Origin of the sequence: Ligilactobacillus apodemi DSM 16634 = JCM 16172, assembly GCF_001434405.1 — a bacterium.
Classification (GTDB): Bacteria; Bacillota; Bacilli; order Lactobacillales; family Lactobacillaceae; genus Ligilactobacillus; species Ligilactobacillus apodemi.
In genome coordinates, this window is the sequence record NZ_AZFT01000053.1 from 368,404 (window position 1) to 387,057 (window position 18,654).

The window sequence follows — 18,654 nt, forward strand, 5'->3', positions numbered from 1 at the left end:
AAGTTGCATGTTATACATAAAAGTTTTAAAATATTTTATTTATTGGTGCCTTTGTCACCTGTAAGAAATGATGATAAAATGTATAAAGGTATGAAGAAAACTACTTCGGCATTGACCGATTAGAATAGGATTTGTAAATAAATGGAATTAGAGTTTTTAGGAACGGGTGCTGGATCGCCAGCTAAGTTTCGTAACGTATCTGCTGTTGCTCTCAAATTGCTTGATGAAGTAAATGCAGTTTGGCTATTTGACGTGGGGGAAGGTACACAACACCAAATTTTAAGAACGACCATTAGACCACGTAAAGTGGAGCGGATCTTTATTACACATTTACATGGAGATCATATTTTTGGTTTACCCGGCTTTTTAAGTAGCCGCTCTTTTCAAAGTGGTGAAGAGATTCGTCCCTTAACGATCTATGGACCAAAGGGGATTGCGGATTTTGTGAAGATCAGTCTAAAAGTTTCACAGACCCATCTGTCATATCCGTTATCCTTTGTTGAATTGACCGAAGATGGAGTCGTTTTTGAAGATAATAAATTTAAAGTGTCTTGTTGTCATTTAGACCATCGCATTGAGTGTCTAGGCTATCGTATCGAAGAAAAAGATCACCCTGGCGAACTTTTGATCGACAAACTTCGCGCTGAGCATGTTCCGTCAGGTCCGATCTATGGGCGAATCAAAGCAGGTGAAACGGTCACGCTAGAAGATGGACGTGTCTTACATGGGGTAGATTATATCGGTGCACCACAAAAAGGGCGAGTTGTTACGATTTTAGGTGATACGCGCCAAACACCAGGAATCTTGACTTTAGCTAAAAATGCTGATGTTTTAGTTCATGAAAGTACATTTGGCAAAGGTGAGGCTCGTTTAGCCCGTAATTATTATCATTCAACCTGTATTCAAGCAGCGAAAATTGCCCAAAAAGCACAAGTCAAGCAATTGTTGCTAAATCATATTTCAGCGCGCTATGTAGGAGCTTTAGCAACGCAATTAGAGCGTGATGCGCGCAGTATTTTTGCCAACACCCGAGTTGTAAAAGATTTTGAAGTCATCGATATCCCGTTTAAAAAGAAAGGTTCTGATTTTTAATGACAGGCTATAAACAATTAAAAGATTTGACCAATCGAGTTGTGTTGATCACAGGTGCATCATCAGGTTTGGGTGAACAAGTTGCGTATCAAGCTGCTAAAAAAGGTGCGATCGTTGTGGGATGTGCACGACGTAAAGATAAGCTAGAAAAAGTTATGGCTGTTTGTCGTGCTATTTCTGGTCGTTTAGCATACGCATATCAATTGGATGTTTCCCAACCAGCTGAAATTGAAAAAGTGATCGATGAGATCGAAACAAATGTCGGACCGATCGATGTTTTGATCAACGATGCAGGCTTTGGCATGATGAAACAAGCACTTAATTTCAATATGGATATTGCAGAAAGCATGTTTCGGGTCAATGTTTTGGGTTTGATGTATGTTACTAAGTACACAGCCTTGAATATGGCTAAAAGAAAACGGGGGATGATCATCAATGTAGCTTCGATCGCAGGTAAGATCGCTACCCCTAAAGCTTCTGTTTATTCTGCAACTAAGGCAGCTGTAATTGCTTATTCAAATTCACTTAGATTAGAATTAAAGCCTCTAGGTATCACAGTAATGACTGTCAATCCAGGCCCAATTAGAACCGCATTTTTTGACATTGCTGATGAAACAGGCGACTATATAAATAGTGTTAAGTGGATGGCACTTAATCCTGAAATTGTAGCTGAAAAGATCGTAAAGGCGATCGGCACCAACAAACGTGAGCTTAATTTACCTTCGTATATGGAATGGGCTCATCATGGTTATCAAGTATTTCCACGTTTAGGTGACTATTTAGCTGGCGGAATTTTCAATAAGAAATAGTGAAAGGGGCCTTTGTTGTGAAAAAACAATGGAGTTTGATAGGAATTTTAGTCTTAGTTTTAGTGATCGTGTTATTTTCATGGATGAACGGGCAATCGGTAACCGTTAATTTTGGTTTTGCTCAAGTTACCATGCCATTAGTTGTGATCTTAGTTGTCTCTGTTTTAGTGGGGGTCGTGATCGCAGTGCTATTTTCAATGACCACGATCTTACAACAACGAAGTGAAATAAAACAATTAAACCACAAACTTCAAGCCAATCAAAAGATGAAACGTACAGTAAAAACTACCCCTAAAGATGCTACTAAGAAGCAAAATTAGCATATAGGAGGTAAGAGATTGATTTCAGCAAAGTATGAGTGGCATGAATTAGCGTTAAATCAAACTGCTGCAAGTGAAATACTCACAAAAGAGTTAGGGGTTGCGCCGTTAGTTGCAGAAATTTTATGTGCACGTGGATATGATACGATCGATAAGGCGCGAGCTTTTTTAGAACCTTCGATCACAAGTTTTCATGATCCCTATGCTCTATTTGACATGCAAAAAGCGGTGGACCGCATTCAAACCGCAATCGTAAATGGTGAAAAGATCACGATTTATGGTGATTATGACGCCGATGGTTTAACAAGTACGGCTATTATGTACGAAACTTTAACACAGTTAGGGGCCAATGTGGTGTATTATATCCCTGACCGTTTTAAAGATGGTTATGGTCCGAATAAAGATGTTTATGAACGTTTGATTACTGAAGAACAGACAGAATTGATCGTTACAGTTGATAATGGTGTTTCTGGCTTTGAAGCTTTAGAGTTTGCAAAGCAAAAAGGAATCGACGTGATCGTGACTGATCACCATGAACTACCTCCTAAACTACCTGAAGCCTATGCGATCATTCATCCAAGACATCCGGCAGGTAACTATCCGTTTGGGGAACTCTCTGGGGCGGGTGTTGCTTTTAAAGTCGCAACTGCCTTACTAGATGAAATTCCACAAGATTTGTTGGATTTAGCAACAATTGGGACTGTGTCTGATTTAGTTTCCCTGACAGGTGAAAACCGTGCGTTGGTGAAATTTGGCTTGTTAGCGTTGGAAAATACTTTACGTCCAGGACTACTGGCATTGTATGAATTAGCTGGGATCGAGCAACAAAGTATCACCGCAGATACGATCGGTTTTTTGATCGGACCACGGTTAAATGCGATCGGGCGGATGCAGCATGCTCAAAGTGGGGTCGAATTACTAACGACGCTTGATGATGAATTAGCGGAAAAATTGGCTAAAGAAGCTCAGCAGTTAAATGTTGAACGTCAAAAATTAGTCGAAGAGATCACAGCACAAGCTGAGTCACAAATTGCTAAACAACCAGAAACACTGGTGAATGTCGTGGCTGGAGAAGGCTGGCATGAGGGTGTCTTGGGAATCGTAGCAAGTCGCTTAGTTGAAAAAACAGGACGTCCGACGCTAGTTTTGAACATTGGCGCGAATAATATAGCTAAAGGGTCTGGGCGCTCGGTGGCAGATTTTCATCTGTTTAAAGCACTTGATGGTCACCGCGACTTGTTAACTAGTTTTGGGGGGCATCATATGGCTTGTGGTCTAAGTTTAAGGGCAGATAACTTGGATCAACTACGTGCGGTTTTAGTTGAAGAAGCAAATAATCAAGGACTTGATGTAACTAAAAAAGCACCTTTAGCAATCATCGGGCAACTTAGTGCAACTAAAATCGATTTACAGTTATATGAATCACTCGAAAAATTAGCACCTTTTGGAGTTGATAATGAACTGCCACTTTTTGAAATAACCGATTTTCATGCGCTTGGTGGCAAGGCAATTGGAAAACAACAAGAACACTTACGCTTAGAATTGCAAGCAGATCTTAGTGAGCAAAAGCTTACCGCCTTAGATTTTGGTCTAGGGTCTGAGATTCCTGCAGTTTTAAATTCTTTAGCAACGCTTAAATTTGTTGCTGCCCTAGATAAAAATGAATGGCGTGGTCAGACCAGTGTGCAATTGATGATCAAAGACCTGACAACGGCTACTACCAACAATGTACCGCAGATTCAACTTGGTCGAGCTAAAAAATTGACCACTGAAATGTTTGAAAATGAGAGTACGTATGGCTTCTTTAACCCGCAGTTGGCACAAAAAATCAAAGCTCATTTACCTGCTAAAGCTCAAGTTGTTATTTTCGATGGTCACTTAGAGCCTTTGCAAGGTGAAGAATTGATTTTGGTCGATTTACCACAAAATTTAGCACAATTAGAATTCGTTTTACAGCGAGTTGATTTTAAAAAGATTACTGCCATCTTTTATACTAAAAAAACTGACTTTGCGGTTCCAGCTCGTGCAACATTTGCCCAAGTCTATAAAACCATATTTAAGCTAGGGAAGCTCGAGCTACCAAAAGATTTAAACCAAGTAGCACAAGGTTTACAAATGTCAGTAGCAGAACTCACCTTAGTATTAAAAGTGTTTTTTGAAGCGGGATTTGTTACAATAGACAATGGAGTTTTGACCGGTGTTGCAGGTGCTAAAGCACATCGATTGGAAGATACAAAGAGCTATCAGGTCAGTGACCAACAAAAAAAGATGGCCGATGCATTGCTGTACAGTACTGACGATTCATTGCAACAATGGTTGTTAGGACATTTTAGTTAATGCACCGAGTAAAAGGAGAAAGAATAATGGCTTTAGATTTAAATAAGTACGTCGCAAGCATTCCTGATTATCCAGAAAAAGGAATCATCTTTAGAGATATCACCCCATTAATGGCTGATGGCGAAGCATATCGTCAAGCTACTGACCGCATCGTCCAATTTGCCAAAGATAAAAGGGTTGAAATGGTAGCTTGCCCAGAAGCACGTGGTTTTATTGTGGGCTGTCCAGTAGCCTATGAATTAGGTGTTGGTTTTGCGCCTGCACGTAAAGCTGGCAAATTACCGCGTGAAACGGTAGAAGCAAAATACGAATTAGAGTATGGTACTTCTGCGCTTTATATGCATAAAGATGCTATTAAACCAGGGCAAAAAGTTTTGATCGTAGATGATCTTTTGGCTACTGGGGGAACGATCGGCGCAACTATCGACTTAGTTGAACAACTTGGTGGTGAAGTGGTCGGCTGTGCCTTTATCATTGAATTAAAAGATTTAAATGGACGTGAACGACTTAAAGATTACGATACACTCTGTTTAATGGAATATTAAAAGCTTTTAGGGTTTAGTCAATGAAAATGACTGACCCTTTTTGAGTTGAGGTGAATAAGATGGAAAAACAGACATTTGCAGTGATCGGTTTAGGACGTTTTGGTGGTAGTGTCTGTCAAACATTGGCTGATGCAGGACAAGAAGTTTTAGCGATTGATAAAGCTGAGGCACGCGTAAATGATTACAAAGATATCGCAACCCAAGCCGTTGTGGCAGACGCACAAGATGAAGATGTTTTGCGCTCGCTTGGGATCAGAAATTTTGACCATGTGATAATTGCGATCGGTGAGGATATTCAAGCTAGTATTTTAGTGACTTTAATGGTTAAAGAACAAGGGGTAAAATACGTTACTGCCAAAGCCCAAAACGGCTATCACGCTAAAGTTTTAGAAAAATTAGGCGTTGATCGTGTCGTTCACCCTGAACGTGATATGGGGGTACGGATCGGGCGCAGTTTGACTTCTAAAAACATGATCGATTATCTTGACTTAGATTCAAACTTCAAGATGGCAGAAATTTTGATAACTAATCCTAAATTCTTTGGGCGCTCTTTGGCTGAATTGGATTTTCGCGATAAGTATAAATTAAATGTAATTGCGATCGCACACAGTAAAAGTGAAATGAATCTGCCAGCAGCTGATGACGTTTTAGGACCACGTGATAGCATTTTAGTGGCTGGACCTAAGGATGCGATCGATCAATTTGAAGATTTAATGAATTCACGTTAATGTATTATTTTTTATTTAAATCTATAGTAAGAAATAATTATAGTGCAAAGCTTGTAATGCATCTGTAAATTATGTACTATTATCTACGTTAGGGAAATTAGGCCTTGAGTGTTTGGAGGCATGAAAATGAAAGAAAAATGGCTGATGTTTTTAAGGAATAGCTATGTTTCGTTTACCTTAAAGACAATTTTTTATTTTATTGTATTGTTTGCATTGGTCTATTTATATAGCTATAGTGGGGTAAACCAGCCACATTTCATTTATAATGAATTTTAGCTGTAATAAGTACTAAAAATAAAAATGCAAAATTTACGCCTATCTTAGAAAGAAAAACATGGAAGGTGGGACGTTTTGGCTAAAGGGTAAAACTTTGGCTAGGGGAAACCGTTCTTTAAAATTTACATTATTTGTTTTAGAGAAGGGCTCAAACGTTAAGTAAAATCAGGAAAGGAAGACTATATTCTTTCTAGTTATATGGAAGATAAATCTATATAATTCCATTGTTTATATAGTGGTGAGTAACTTGTCAGAAAATTTGATCAAAATGATCGATCAATGGGCCATCACAGAGCCAACAAAAGTTGCATATGATTATTTGGGAAAGACTAATACTTACGCTGATTTAAAAGCGTACTCAGATTCATTAGCAGCTTATTTGCAACAAATGGCTTTGCCTAAAGGGGCACCACTGATCGTTTTTGGGGGACAAAAATTTGAAATGATCGCAGCCTTTCTTGCTGCAGTAAAAACGGGACATGCATATATTCCCGTTGATACTCATTCACCGCTTGAACGAGTTGAGATCATTAAAGAAATTGCTCAACCAGCTGCTTGCATTGCGGTGGATGAATTGCCACTTAAATTTACAGATTTACCAGTCATTACCCCAACGCAATTAAATGAAATCTTTGCTATTAAAACACCATACCATGATGTAGCAAATTATGTAAGTGGTGATGAGAATTTTTACATTATCTTTACTTCTGGAACCACTGGTGTTCCTAAGGGCGTTCAGATCAGTCATGATAATTTAGTGAGCTTTAATAATTGGATGCAGACCGATTTTGGCTTGAGTAAAGATGGCGTATGTTTATCCCAACCACCATATTCGTTTGATTTATCGGTGATGGATCTTTATCCTACTTTAACTGCAGGAAAACGTTTAGCAGTTTTACCAAAGGAAACTACCGATAACTTTAAAGAATTGTTCAGTGTTTTACCCGAGCTTCAAGTTAGTGAGTGGGTCTCAACACCGTCATTTATGGATATTTGTTTGTTACAGCCGACTTTTGATGCAAAACATTTACCAGCGTTGACGCACTTCTTTTTCTGTGGTGAAGAATTGACGCATAAAACAGCGGCGACACTCAAACAACGTTTCCCACAAGCAAAGATCTTTAATACATATGGTCCAACAGAAGCAACTGTGGCTGTAAGTGCAGTAGAGATCACATCTGAAGTTTTAGAAAATTATCAACGTTTACCGATTGGGAAAGCCAAACAAGATACCCAGATCGTCTTACTTGACGAAAACGGTAAAGAAGTAGCTACTGGTGAAAGTGGTGAAATCTTGATCGTGGGTCCAAGTGTTTCTAAAGGGTATCTCAATAATTCTGAAAAAACAGCCAAGGCCTTTGTAACTTATAATGCTCGTCCAGCTTATAAAACAGGGGACCTAGGTCAGTTTGATGAAAATGGTCAATTGTTGTATAAGGGACGAATTGATTTCCAAATTAAATTGCATGGCTTCAGAATCGAATTAGAAGACGTTGATCATCACTTAGACAAAGTCAGTTATGTTTCGCAAGCAACTACGGTCCCACATTATGGTAAAGATCATAAAGTTAATCAATTAGTCGCTTATGTAGTTAAAGATAAAGACAAAATAGCGGAATTCGAAAGTGATTTTAAAGTAACTCAAGCAATCAAAAAAGAATTACTTGAGACAATGATGTCATATATGATGCCACAAAAATTTGTCTATGTTGATTCTTTGCCCTTGACTGCTAATGGCAAGATCGACCGCAAATCTTTGATGAAAGAGGTCAATAGCTAATGCTTAATATGCAACCATATCAAGATCCGACCTATTTCGTTTTGCTGGCGTTAGGGTTATTACCGATCATGATCGGTATGCTCTATGAAAAACGTTTTCGGGTATATGAAACGATCATCTCGTTTTTATTTTTACTTTTGACCTTTGGTGGTGTTAAGTGGGAACAAGGGCTAGCATTAATTGCTTATACAATTTTTGAACTGCTACTCATTTACGGGTACTTGGCATATCGTAAGCGAAAAAATGCCTCTTTAGTCTTTAACTTAGCGGTTATTTTAGCGATTTTACCGTTAGTGATCGTTAAAGTTTCACCACTCTTTGATCAAGGGCGTGAATCAATTCTGGGCTTTTTAGGGATAAGTTATTTGACCTTTAAAGTTGTCGGGATGATCATGGAAATTAGAGACGGGATCATTAAGGCAGTTAATTTTAAAGAAGTCGTTCACTTCTTACTTTTCTTTCCAACGATCTCATCTGGACCGATCGACCGGTATCGAAGATTTTTAGGCGACTATCAAAAGAAAATCAAACGTGATAAGTATTTTAAGTTACTTGATAAAGCAATTTGGTACATTTTCTTAGGTTTTTTGTATAAGTTCATTTTGGCTTACTTTTTTGGTACCTTATTATTGCCGAAAGTTTCGGCTTTAGCTTTATCACATGGTGGCTGGTCCTGGTGGGTAGTCGCTTATATGTATGTTTACGCGATGGATCTTTTCTTTGATTTTGCGGGCTACAGTTTATTTGCGGTCGGAATCAGTTATGTAATGGGGGTTGAGACCCCAATGAACTTCAATAAACCATTTATTTCTAAGAATATTAAAGATTTTTGGAATAGATGGCATATGACGTTATCGTTTTGGTTTAGAGATTATATCTACATGCGACTAGTCTTTTTCATCATGAAGAAGAAACTCATGAAAAATCGAGTTGCAATTGCTAATGTCGGTTATTTAACGCTCTTTTTGATCATGGGCTTTTGGCATGGCCTTACGTGGTATTATATTGTGTATGGTTTGTATCATGCGGTCGCAATTATTTTATGTGATGCTTGGTTAAGGTTTAAGAAAAAACACCAAGAAAAAATTCCACATAATAAGTTTACCGAAGCGCTAGCGATCTTTACGACATTTAATGTTGTATGTTTTAGTTTCTTAATATTCTCAGGATTCTTGGATAAGTTATTCTTTGTATAACAGATAATTTTTGGAGGTAAAAATAATGCAAGATACAGTTTTAGATATTTTAGAAGAATTAACAGGCAGTGATGAAGTAAGAAATGATTTAGACATTGATATTTTTGAAACAGGTCTCTTGGACTCAATGGGAACTGTTCAAATGTTATTAGAATTACAAGCACAATGTGGAATCGACGTGCCCGTTTCTGAATTTGAAAGAACAGAATGGAATACGCCAAATAAGATCATTGCGAAAGTTGAAAGTATGCAATAATGAATACAAGAAAGAAGCTATTCAAGATTTTTGGACCAGCTGTTTTAGCAGCTGTTTTATTGGTTCTTTTGTTGATATCACCTTTTAATTTTAGCAAGATCGATCAAAAGACACTTGAGATAGCAGCTGTTTCACAGTCAAAGAACATTTTTAAGGGAACTGCCGTTAAGAAACAAGCGTTAGAAGAAAATTATGTGGCTTTTTTTGGGTCATCAGAATTATCACGAATGGATTCTTTTCATCCTTCTTCATTGGCTATGCGCTATAATCGCAGTTACCGTCCGTTCTTGTTAGGGGGACCAGGTTCAACTTCACTTTCACAATTTTTTGGGATGCAAGGAATAAACCAGCAACTAAAAAATAAAAAGGCCGTTATGATCATTTCGCCACAGTGGTTTGTGAAGAAGGGAACTGATCCAGGTGCATTTAGCCTGTATTATTCTAACCTTGAAGCAGTTACATGGTTAAAAAATGCCAAAAACGACAAAATGAGTCGTTATGCTGCAAAACGTTTGCTAAGTATGCCATCGGTACAAAATGATAAGATTTTGAAGCAAGGTATTTTACAGATCGCACAAGGTAAAAAACTACAGGGCTGGATGAAAACATACTTGAAATTGAAGTATAACCAGCTTGAACATGAAGACGAATTATTTTCAACGATGGCACTTAAGGATAATACCACTAAACTTGCTAAAGTTGCTTCCAAGTTGCCACAAGAATATAATTTTGAAAAATTGGATCTTCTTGCTTATGAAATGGGTAAAAAACATACGACAAACAATCAGTTTGAAATTAATAACAAGTTCTTTAGTAAGAATTTAGCTAATAAGTATCAAAAACTGAAAAATAAGCAACGTAATTATAATTACGTTAAATCGCCCGAATATGCAGACTTCCAACTGGTATTAAATCAATTTGCTCAAAATAACACGAATGTGATGTTTGTGATTCCACCGGTAAATCATAAGTGGAGTCAGTACACTGGTTTATCAGAAAAGATGTTAAAACAATTTAACAAGAAAATTAAGTATCAACTTGAACAACAAGGCTTTACTAACATCGTTGATCTTTCTAATGATGGTGGCGAAAAGTACTTCATGGAAGATACGATCCACCTAGGCTGGCGTGGTTGGTTAAAGATGGATCAAGCTGTCGCACCATTTTTAACAAAGGAACAAAAATCACCTAACTATAAGATCAATAATTACTTCTATAGTAAAGAGTGGCAAAATCTCAGTGGTTCGAGTTTAAACGCTGTGACTCAACAATAAAATAATTAAAAAAGCGAACCGCCCATGTAGAGCGATTCGCTTTTTTGTTGTGCTTATTATTTTTGTCTTTTACGTTGTTGTAAGTAGAGTAATAACGTAATTCCAAGAGAAATCAAGGAAATGATACAACCAAGCCATAAACCAGGTGGCGTAAAGGTCAAGGTAACCGTATGTTTTCCTTTGCCAATGTTAAAGCCGATGAAAGTGTCTTGAATCTTATAGGTCTTCACACTTTTTCCATCAACGGTGGCGTGCCAACCTTTGCTATATGGAATTGTTGTAGCAAAGATCTGATTCTTTTTAGTAATATTGATCGTCCCAGTTAACTTGCGTGAATTATAAAAAGTTATTTTCCAAGAACTCTTTTGTAATTGTTTGAGTTTTTGTTCGACTAACTTATTATCCATGCGGTAAAGCACAAAACTATCCAGCCAAAGCGTATTCTTTTTGAATTTAACGGTAATGATTTGTTCTTGCCCTTTTTCAGAAGTTGCTGGATTTAAGACAACAGTATGTCTAAAGGTATCGTAAAGCGAGTATTCACTAGTTCCGTTGTACCAAGTAGCATAATCTCCACTTAAATTAGAACCTAAGGTCAAATAATAGGAATCATTAGTTGTCGGGGTAAATTTAAAGATGATCTGGGCATCTTTTGAGAGATCAGTTTTTTTGAAATATGAACCAGTCAAGTTGACTTGCTTACCAGTATTTTCAAAAACAACTTCATTAAAGTTTGAAGCATAGAAATATTTTGTACTTGCAGCCGAACCAGTCGCAGCATTTAACCAATTAGTTTGATAAGTTAACGGTTGGTTATATAAAACTTTAACATTTTTCAGTGCTTTATTAGCTGCATATCCTAGACCAACAGCGTATGGATTTTGATAGATCCGTGTTTTGTTAGTTTGGGTCTGAAGTTGATAAAGACTTACATCAGGACGGAAACTTACCGCTTTTAGTGCAGTATCTGATTGACCACTTGTAAGCTCAGAGGTTTGTTTAGCTTGCAAGAGGTACTTTACGTTTAATAATGAATCGCTGATCAAAGTCCCATTATAATAACCAACGTAATTATCACCATCAGGCTGCCCGATTTGACCATAAAAATCAGGGATGCTCTTTTCTAACGCCGAACTGAAGTATGAACCGGTATTTAGATTTTGAGCTAACCCATCATCTTTTGTACGTGCGTAAAGTTGGGCCGTGCGATAAAAAGAAGTATCTAACTGCGATAAAGTCGTTGCATCGGTAGTCAGTGCCGTGGATGGTGTTTCAAATTCTTCTTGGGTCAAATAGCTGATATTGTTAAGTGAATAAGCAGTATTAGCTAAAAGTTCAAGGCAGACCACTAGGTAAAGCGTAAATGGTGTCAGCAAACGATGAACTTCACTTTTCTTTAAGGTCAAAAGTAATAAGACCAAAACATTAAAGAGTGCCGTGAAAAGTAAGGTCGGATTTGAAATATAGTCCAAATCTTTGCGGTCAAGGTAGACGTAAACCAGCGTCGCACTCACTAAGCCAAGGATAATGAGCGTTTGCCAATTTTTGAGAGCGAGGTCGCTCTTTTTTAATGCAATAGCTGCTAGAAAAATCATCCAAAAGCTTACTACAAAAGAAAAGCGATATGGATACCAAACAGGGAATTGCATCCCATGCCATAAAAGATCAAGCGGTTCAAAGCACATCGAAATTGCTAAGAAAAGACTGATCAGACCTGCAGCAATTTTAGAATGACGCTTGATCTGGCGATTTAAAAAGTAAAGAATAAAGCCAAATAAAGCTAAGCTTCCGATAAATAAGTTAGGGTAGCCTTCGGGCATTTGATCAAAGTTAAACGCACCGATAACAAATTTAGAAAGCATTTTAAATGGCAAGTATTCGAATTTAAAGCTTAAGTTAGTTTCTGTGTATTGCCCTTTGCTTGTTGTTAACGAATATAGCGTTGGAATCAGTAAAGCAGAAGCGACCCCGATCGCTAAAAGTGAGCGACTAGCAAAAAGCCAAGTTTGCTTTAAAAGCTGTTTTTTGTTGCTAAAGTATTCTGTTTGATACCAAATAAAGAAAAGTGCTAAGAACAAGCAGATCATATACGCCATGTAATAGTTAATAAAGATCATTGCTGCTAAAAACAAAACATAGCCGGTACTTTTCTTAGTTGATAATAATTTATACAATGCTGAAATAATTAGTGGTAAGAAAATTGGGGCATCTAACCATAGCATATTAAGTTGGTTAGCGATCAACCATCCCATCAAGGTATAGCTAGTAGCTAGTGTAGGGACTAATAGCCCATTTATTTTTAAATTTTTATTGAGTAGGCGTCCAAATGTATAGCCTGCACAACCGTACTTTAAAAGTAAAACAACGAGACACCCAGCAGTCAGATATTTTCCGGGAAATAGTAGAAAAATCAAATTAAAGGGGCTTAGTAAATAATAAGCATATTCACCAAGCATTTGCCCACCTAAGGCTTTAGAAAATGAATAAAAGAAGTCAGTGGGAGCATGCAAGATGGTATGCCTAAAATAGGCAAAAAAGTCAACGTACTGTTGACCTAAATCAACAGTTAAAACGCTTGAAGTGCCAAACGGATAAAATCCGCGATAAATAAAATACCCAAGCATAATGAAAAACGGTGTCCAAAAGCTGAGTAGTAACGGATAATGTTTTTTGAAATAATTTTTCATCCTGAAAAAGATCCTTTCAGATTGTAATTCTATAGCTTCTAGAATACCATAACCTAAAAAAGATTACGAACCCCGATAAAAGAGTTAATTTTGAGAAAAATTATTATTTAAAAGGTGATTTATCGTATATAATAATAGATGCAAACTTATTATATATTAAGATTGTACAGAGATATTTTTCTTTAGCCAATTTTGTGCTAGGATAATTATGTTGTTAATAATTTTGGAAGAGGAGATTTTTAGTGAAATTTTTAAGAAAAGCCAGCGGTCAAAACAAGAAAAAACGGTCGCAGATACCCTTTAGATTGAATTTTCTCTTTTTGATCGTTTTTTTCCTTTTTGCAGCGTTGATTGGGCAACTGGTTTACTTGCAAATCATTAACGGTAATCAGTTTGAGTCTGAAGCTACCAGTAGTAACAACCAAACTGAAACTAAAAACGTTCAGCGTGGGCTGATCTATGATTCTTCAGGTAAACTTTTAGTTGCTAATAACACCACGCGTGCTATTACCTATACTAAACCTTTGAGTGTTACTTCTAGCGAAATGTATACAGTGGCTACGAATTTAGCGAAGTATATCACGGTGGATACTGATACATTGACAACAGCTAATAAGATTGCTTATTACTTGGCTAATCCGACCAATACCAAAAACGTCAATGCACATATCAAAAACGCTGAGTCTCTTTCTGTAAGTAAGTTGACAAAGTTACAAAATAAATATGTCAAAGAACACGGATTAGTGAAAAATTTTACTACGGATCAAAAGGAAGCTGCTTATATCTATAATAAGATGTCAGGTGCTTATGCTTTATCCACAGTCTATATTAAGACAAGTGATGTAACTGATACTGAAATGGCCGAGGTTGGTGAACATATGTCCACTCTCGCTGGGGTCAAGGTCGGAACAAGTTCTTCCCGTTCTTATCCTAACGGTGAATCGGTTAAGAGTGTTATCGGGACAGTTACTACAGAAAAACAAGGGCTACCAAGTGATAAGATCAATACCTTGTTAGCTCAAGGTTATTCCCGTAACGATAGTGTGGGTTCAAGTTATATCGAATCACAATACGAAAATGTTCTTAAAGGTACTAAACAAATAATTAATGTAATCACGAGAAATAATAAGGTTGTTAAAGAAGTTACTCAATATGGTGGTAGCGATGGTGATAGTATCCAGTTAACGATCAATGCTGAGTTTCAATCACAAGTGCAACAGATCGTGCAAGATGCTGTTTCTAATGCTGCTTCTTCTAACCCTTATATCCCAGGGGGCTATGCGGTCGTAATGAATCCTAAAAACGGTGCGATTTATGCATTAGCTGGCGTTAGCCGTGATGTTTCTACCGGTGAGATCACTGAAAATGCCCTTGGTACGATCAATCAAACCTTCGTAATGGGTTCTGTTGTTAAAGGTGCGATGGTTATGGGGGCGTTGACCGATGGTGTCATTACGCCAACTAATAATACTTTATTAGAAGAACCGATCAAGTTAGCAGGGACTGCAACTAAGGCTTCCTGGTTCAATAAAACTGGTTCTGCTAATATGAATTTGACAGCCTCTGAAGCGCTTGAAGTTTCTTCTAACACATATATGATGAAACTAGCAATGCTTGAAGGTGGTTTCACCTATACTTCCGGAGCTGCGTTAAACTTACCAACATCCATTTTTAGTAAATTGCGTCAAAACTTCAAACAGTATGGTTTAGGGGTTAAGACCGGGATCGATATTCCAGGTGAATCTAGTGGGTACGAAGGTACTGCCGATCAATCACACATTGGTAATGCGCTTGACTTATCCTTTGGTAACTATGATGCCTATACGACGATCCAATTGGCTCAATATGCCTCAACGATTGCAAACGGTGGTTATCGTTTACAACCACATATTCTAAAATCGATTCGGGCAACGAATAAAGATGGTTCGTTAGGTGCAGTTAAGTATGAATTCCAGCCAAATGTCTTAAACGTTGTTAGTGGGACAAAGGCACAGTGGAATGTAGTCAAAACAGGTCTGTGGTTAGTTGTTCACGGGACAAATCAATATAAGACTGGTGGCTCGATGGAATCGATCACGCCACAGATTTCGGCTAAAACTGGTACTGCGCAAACTTACTACAACAATATTGAAACTGAAACTTTAAGTGCGATCAGTTATGCGCCAGCAACTGATCCACAAGTTGTTGTGGTAGTTGCCTTCCCAAATATTACTGATACAAGCAGTAAGATTAATACAGAAGTAGTTAAGCAAATCTACGAAGCTTACTGGAAGACAGTTCAATCTAGTGACGGTTATAGCTAAAAAATAACACTTGAAAATATGCAGAAGTATTCAAAATTTGATGCTTCTGCATATTTTTTTGCTGTCAAGGAATTTTCCTTAACAAATAACTAAAAAATACTGGTAATCAGATCCAAAAAATGATATGATATTAAACGTTGAAGATGCCAAGAGCATTTTTTATGAACTGATATGCATTGGAGGTTTAGAATTATGCGCGTAAATATTACATTAGAATGTACAGAATGTCATGAACAAACATACTTGACAAACAAAAACAAGCGTAATAACCCAGATCGCCTTGAACTTAAGAAGTATTGTCCACGCGATCACAAGGTTACAGTACATCGCGAAACAAAATAACAACAGGTTTAAAACCCTGTTGTTTTTTTTTGAAAGTTTAATGAACCGGTTGCATAAGCGCAAAATCTTGCGTATAGTTGATGCTAGGACAAGATAAGCTAATGTGATTGGAGGATCGGTCATGAATAATTTTCAGCGAAAACCGATTATTACGTATGGATTGATCACGATCAATCTACTCGTGTTTATTGGAATGACGTTAAGTGGTGGTAGTGAAAACGTAGCTAACTTGATTCGTTGGGGAGCTAAATATAATCCCTTGATCATTCAAGGTGAATGGTGGCGCTTAGTGACCCCCATGTTCATTCATATTGGTTTAGAACATTTAGCGCTAAATATGCTAACGCTTTACTTTTTAGGGATCCAGCTAGAACAGCTTTTTGGGAAGTGGCGTTATTTAGTGCTTTACTTGGTAAGTGGCATTGGGGGCAATATTTTTAGTTTTGCCTTGTCAAATAATGTCTCAGCAGGTGCAAGTACAGCGTTATTCGGTTTGTTTGGAGCATACTTAATGTTAGGAGAATCATTCCGACATAATCAATATATTCGGATGATTTCACGTCAATTTTTAGTATTGGTCGTTTTGAACTTTGCATTTGATCTGTTTACTGGCGGAATCGATATGTGGGGACATGCTGGCGGCTTATTTGCCGGCTTTTTAGCCTCTTATCTAGTCGGAGTACCTAAATTAGGTAATATTCCGAAGTTAAAACGAATTTTAAGTGCGCTAGCTCTAGTAATTGTATATGGATTATTGTTGAAAACAGGTTTTAATAATTGACAATATCCAGTATAATCTTAAAGGAGAGGTTTTCATGAAAACTCTATATGATGTTCAACAGCTATTAAAGCATTTTGGTGTGTTTGTTTATGTTGGAAAGCGAATGTGGGATATTGAATTGATGGCGATCGAGATCGATAATTTGTATAAGGCAAATGCCATTGATAAACAAGCTTTTTTAAGTGCCAAGCTTGTACTCACGCGGGAGCATCGCGTAGAGGAAGAATATGAAGCTGCTAAAGATAATTTAGAATAGTAGGAGTGATTTTGCGGTATGGATAAGAAACTTATCGGGGTTGACCTTGGTGGGACAACTATTAAATTTGCAATTTTGACAGCTGATGGTGAAATTCAACAAAAATGGAGTATTGAAACAAATGTTTTAGATGAAGGTTCACATATTGTGCCTGATATCATTGAATCAATCAACCATCATTTGAATTTATACGAAATGGAACCAGAACAATTCATCGGAATCGGGATGGGAACACCTGGTACAGTTGATCGTGCAGCTGGTACGGTTGTTGGTGCCTATAATTTGAATTGGAAGACAGTTCAAAATGTAAAAGAAGAAATTGAAGCTGGTACAAGAATCAAGTTCGCGCTTGATAATGACGCTAACGTTGCTGCTTTAGGCGAACGCTGGAAAGGTGCCGGTGAAAATGCTGATAATGTTGCTTTTATCACATTAGGAACAGGTGTTGGCGGTGGTTTGATCGCTGACGGTAAGCTTTTACACGGTTTAGGTGCTGCTGGTGAAGTTGGTCATATCAACGTTGAACCAGGTGGTTACTTATGTACATGTGGTAACCATGGCTGCTTAGAAACTTATGCGTCTGCAACAGGTGTTGTTCGGGTAGCTCGTGACATGGCAGAAGAATTTGCGGGTGATTCAGAACTTAAGCGTGCCCTAGATAACGGGGAAGAAATCAGTTCTAAGATGGTCTTTGACTTAGCTAAGCAAGATGACATTTTGGCTAAACGTGTTGTTGATCGTGTGTGCTATTACTTAGGTTTAGCAAGTGCTAACATCAGTAGTATTTTACATCCAGAATATGTTGTTATTGGTGGCGGGGTTTCTGCTGCAGGTGATTTCTTACTTAACCAAGTTGAAAATTACTTTAAAGAATATGCTTTCCCAACAATTCGCAATACAACTAAGCTTAAATTAGCACAATTAGGTAACTCTGCTGGTGTTATCGGTGCAGCTTCATTAGCTTTAGAATTTAAATAAGCTTATTCCTAATTAAACAGTCTCGCTTTTAGTGAGGCTGTTTTGGTCTAATATAAATATTTATGATAAACAGCAAAATTTTGGCATATCTTTGAATAAAGTGATATAACGTTCATATGTATAATTATAAACTTTGTTCTTTTAGCCAAAAAAAGATTAATTGAAGTAAGAAAGGAATGCTATATTTTTATAGCGAGGGCTCAGAAATGAATTTGATGTTGGGTAAAATATCTGCATGGTTTTGGATCGATCTAGTTTTAGTATTAATCTTGTTATGGATGCTGGGAACGCAATTATATTGGTGGTATCGTGGCAAAAAAGTTGCTCATATCGTTGATAGTGAAGAATTTAAAAAGGGTTTACGTAAGGGACAGATCGTTGACTTACGTGATAGTGCTGAATTTGATCGTTCTCATATTTTAGGTGCTCGTAACATGCCATTTGCACAATTTAAATTATACGAAAATTCTTTACGTAAGGATGCACCAGTCTATCTTTATGATACGACACGGGCAATGCCGATCAGAATCGCTTCTCGTTTGAAAAAAGAAGGTTTTAAAGAAATCTATGTGTTAAAGGGTGGCTATTCGAAGTGGGATGGCAAAACGAAGAGTAAAAAGAATTAAGCGCTAGACACATATATAACAAATAACCTGTCTCGAATTTTGGAGACAGGTTATTTTGATTTACGGTT

General features: G+C 37.4%; 18 protein-coding genes. 17 read left to right on the forward strand and 1 reads right to left on the reverse strand.

Translation table 11 applies throughout. From position 1 onward, the window contains the following. The first annotated feature begins 141 nt into the window (after positions 1–141). The 11 genes from rnz (at position 142) to dltD (ending at position 10,613) form a co-directional block, all read left to right on the forward strand. Complete coding sequence (rnz, locus tag FC32_RS07065; protein ID WP_025086953.1) at positions 142–1,092, forward strand: ribonuclease Z; 951 nt, start codon at positions 142–144, stop codon at positions 1,090–1,092. Next, positions 1,092–1,901: an SDR family NAD(P)-dependent oxidoreductase gene (locus tag FC32_RS07070; RefSeq protein ID WP_025086952.1), complete on the forward strand. Its 810-nt coding sequence runs from the start codon at positions 1,092–1,094 to the stop codon at positions 1,899–1,901. The genes rnz and FC32_RS07070 overlap by 1 nt, the downstream gene beginning before the upstream one ends. Before the next feature lie 17 nt (positions 1,902–1,918). Beyond that, on the forward strand, positions 1,919–2,221 hold the full coding sequence (locus FC32_RS07075; protein WP_025086951.1) for a lipopolysaccharide assembly protein LapA domain-containing protein: 303 nt from the start codon (positions 1,919–1,921) through the stop codon (positions 2,219–2,221). 18 nt (positions 2,222–2,239) lie between these two features. Beyond that, on the forward strand, positions 2,240–4,558 hold the full coding sequence (gene recJ, locus FC32_RS07080) for a single-stranded-DNA-specific exonuclease RecJ (RefSeq protein WP_025086950.1): 2,319 nt from the start codon (positions 2,240–2,242) through the stop codon (positions 4,556–4,558). A gap of 26 nt (positions 4,559–4,584) precedes the next feature. After that, positions 4,585–5,103: an adenine phosphoribosyltransferase gene (locus tag FC32_RS07085; RefSeq protein ID WP_025086949.1), complete on the forward strand. Its 519-nt coding sequence runs from the start codon at positions 4,585–4,587 to the stop codon at positions 5,101–5,103. A 59-nt stretch (positions 5,104–5,162) separates the two neighbouring features. After that, the gene (locus tag FC32_RS07090; protein ID WP_025086948.1) at positions 5,163–5,831 is read left to right on the forward strand and encodes a potassium channel family protein; all 669 of its coding nucleotides are present in this window, start codon (positions 5,163–5,165) and stop codon (positions 5,829–5,831) included. 126 nt (positions 5,832–5,957) lie between these two features. After that, the gene (locus tag FC32_RS07095) at positions 5,958–6,107 is read left to right on the forward strand and encodes a teichoic acid D-Ala incorporation-associated protein DltX (protein ID WP_025086947.1); all 150 of its coding nucleotides are present in this window, start codon (positions 5,958–5,960) and stop codon (positions 6,105–6,107) included. Between the two features lie 247 nt (positions 6,108–6,354). Beyond that, complete coding sequence (gene dltA, locus FC32_RS07100) at positions 6,355–7,887, forward strand: D-alanine--poly(phosphoribitol) ligase subunit DltA (protein ID WP_082587125.1); 1,533 nt, start codon at positions 6,355–6,357, stop codon at positions 7,885–7,887. Continuing rightward, positions 7,887–9,083, forward strand: coding sequence for a D-alanyl-lipoteichoic acid biosynthesis protein DltB (gene dltB, locus FC32_RS07105; protein ID WP_025086946.1), 1,197 nt, complete (start codon positions 7,887–7,889; stop codon positions 9,081–9,083). Before dltA ends, dltB begins: the two co-directional genes overlap by 1 nt. A gap of 25 nt (positions 9,084–9,108) precedes the next feature. Then, positions 9,109–9,339 (forward strand): D-alanine--poly(phosphoribitol) ligase subunit DltC, encoded by a 231-nt coding sequence (gene dltC / locus FC32_RS07110; RefSeq protein ID WP_035459685.1) that lies wholly within the window; start codon positions 9,109–9,111, stop codon positions 9,337–9,339. Continuing rightward, entirely contained in the window at positions 9,339–10,613 is a 1,275-nt protein-coding gene (gene dltD, locus FC32_RS07115) for a D-alanyl-lipoteichoic acid biosynthesis protein DltD (RefSeq protein ID WP_025086944.1), read from the forward strand. Before dltC ends, dltD begins: the two co-directional genes overlap by 1 nt. 56 nt (positions 10,614–10,669) lie before the next feature. Here dltD and FC32_RS07120 read toward each other — a convergent pair whose 3' ends face one another. Then, positions 10,670–13,300 carry a YfhO family protein gene (locus tag FC32_RS07120; RefSeq protein ID WP_035459683.1) on the reverse strand — a complete coding sequence of 877 codons (2,631 nt, stop codon included), beginning with the start codon at positions 13,298–13,300 and terminating at the stop codon, positions 10,670–10,672. A 242-nt stretch (positions 13,301–13,542) separates the two neighbouring features. On the opposite strand from FC32_RS07120, the gene FC32_RS07125 reads away from it, so the two are divergent. From FC32_RS07125 to FC32_RS07150, 6 genes are all read left to right on the forward strand, one after another. Further along, the gene (locus tag FC32_RS07125) at positions 13,543–15,603 is read left to right on the forward strand and encodes a peptidoglycan D,D-transpeptidase FtsI family protein (RefSeq protein WP_025086942.1); all 2,061 of its coding nucleotides are present in this window, start codon (positions 13,543–13,545) and stop codon (positions 15,601–15,603) included. Positions 15,604–15,795: 192 nt separating this feature from the next. Then, a complete protein-coding gene (rpmG, locus tag FC32_RS07130) occupies positions 15,796–15,945 on the forward strand; it encodes a 50S ribosomal protein L33 (protein ID WP_025086941.1) in 150 nt (49 codons plus the stop codon). A 121-nt stretch (positions 15,946–16,066) separates the two neighbouring features. After that, positions 16,067–16,726 carry a rhomboid family intramembrane serine protease gene (locus FC32_RS07135; RefSeq protein ID WP_025086940.1) on the forward strand — a complete coding sequence of 220 codons (660 nt, stop codon included), beginning with the start codon at positions 16,067–16,069 and terminating at the stop codon, positions 16,724–16,726. Between the two features lie 34 nt (positions 16,727–16,760). Beyond that, the gene (locus tag FC32_RS07140) at positions 16,761–16,982 is read left to right on the forward strand and encodes a YqgQ family protein (protein ID WP_025086939.1); all 222 of its coding nucleotides are present in this window, start codon (positions 16,761–16,763) and stop codon (positions 16,980–16,982) included. 18 nt (positions 16,983–17,000) lie between these two features. Beyond that, positions 17,001–17,960, forward strand: a complete 960-nt coding sequence (locus FC32_RS07145; protein ID WP_025086938.1) for an ROK family glucokinase — start codon at positions 17,001–17,003, stop codon at positions 17,958–17,960. Positions 17,961–18,166: 206 nt separating this feature from the next. Further along, the gene (locus FC32_RS07150; RefSeq protein WP_051533641.1) at positions 18,167–18,586 is read left to right on the forward strand and encodes a rhodanese-like domain-containing protein; all 420 of its coding nucleotides are present in this window, start codon (positions 18,167–18,169) and stop codon (positions 18,584–18,586) included. Positions 18,587–18,654: the final 68 nt, after the last annotated feature.